The sequence below is a fragment of the Nonomuraea sp. KM90 genome (assembly GCF_052246675.1).
In the GTDB taxonomy this organism is placed as follows: Bacteria; Actinomycetota; Actinomycetes; order Streptosporangiales; family Streptosporangiaceae; genus Nonomuraea.
In genome coordinates, this window is record NZ_JBQQCB010000359.1 from 1 (window position 1) to 1,398 (window position 1,398).

At 56.7% G+C, this 1,398-nt stretch carries 1 rRNA gene; it reads right to left on the bottom strand.

From position 1 onward, the window contains the following. Positions 1-8: 8 nt before the first annotated feature. A 23S ribosomal RNA gene (locus ACTWPW_RS64195) occupies positions 9-1,398 on the bottom strand; the annotation flags it as partial.

Sequence of the window (1,398 nt, forward strand, 5' to 3'; positions counted from 1 at the left end):
TATGCTTTGTGGTCAAGTCCTCGGCCTATTAGTACCGGTCAGCTCCACACGTTACCGTGCTTCCACCTCCGGCCTATCAACCCGGTCGTCTACCGGGAGCCTTACCCACTCTCATGGTGGGAGACCTCATCTCAAGGCGAGCTTCCCGCTTAGATGCTTTCAGCGGTTATCCCTTCCGAACGTAGCCAACCAGCCGTGCACCTGGCGGTACAACTGGCACACCAGAGGTTCGTCCGTCCCGGTCCTCTCGTACTAGGGACAGCCCCTTTCAAGTCTCCTGCGCGCGCAGCGGATAGGGACCGAACTGTCTCGCGACGTTCTAAACCCAGCTCGCGTACCGCTTTAATGGGCGAACAGCCCAACCCTTGGGACCTACTCCAGCCCCAGGATGCGACGAGCCGACATCGAGGTGCCAAACCATCCCGTCGATATGGACTCTTGGGGAAGATCAGCCTGTTATCCCCGGGGTACCTTTTAGCCGTTGAGCGACACCGCTTCCACACGCCGATGCCGGATCACTAGTCCCAGCTTTCGCTCCTGCTCGACCCGTCAGTCTCACAGTCAAGCTCCCTTGTGCACTTACACTCAACACCTGATTGCCAACCAGGCTGAGGGAACCTTTGGGCGCCTCCGTTACCCTTTAGGAGGCAACCGCCCCAGTTAAACTACCCACCAGACACTGTCCCCGATCCGGATCACGGACCAGAGTTAGACGTTCAAAACGACCAGAGTGGTATTTCACCAATGACTCCACCCGAACTAGCGTCCGAGCTTCCCAGTCTCCCACCTATCCTACACAAGACGCTCCAAACGCCAATGTCAAGCTGTAGTGAAGGTCCCGGGGTCTTTCCGTCCTGCTGCGCGTAACGAGCATCTTTACTCGTAGTGCAATTTCGCCGGGTCTGCGGTTGAGACAGCGGGGAAGTCGTTACGCCATTCGTGCAGGTCGGAACTTACCCGACAAGGAATTTCGCTACCTTAGGATGGTTATAGTTACCACCGCCGTTTACCGGCGCTTAAGTTCTCACCTTCGCCCAGAAAACTGGACTAAGCGGTCCCCTTAACGTTCCGGCACCGGGCAGGCGTCAGTCCGTATACATCGTCTTACGACTTCGCACGGACCTGTGTTTTTAGTAAACAGTCGCTTCCCCCTGGCCACTGCGACCCCCACCAGCTCAGAGTGCAAGACTCATCACCAACAGAGGTCCCCCTTCTCCCGAAGTTACGGGGGCAATTTGCCGAGTTCCTTAACCACAGTTCACCCGATCGCCTTAGTATTCTCTACCTGACCACCTGAGTCGGTTTAGGGTACGGGCCGCCACAACACTCACTAGAGGCTTTTCTCGGCAGCATAGGATCATCCACTTCACCACAATCGGCTCGGCATCACATCTCAGG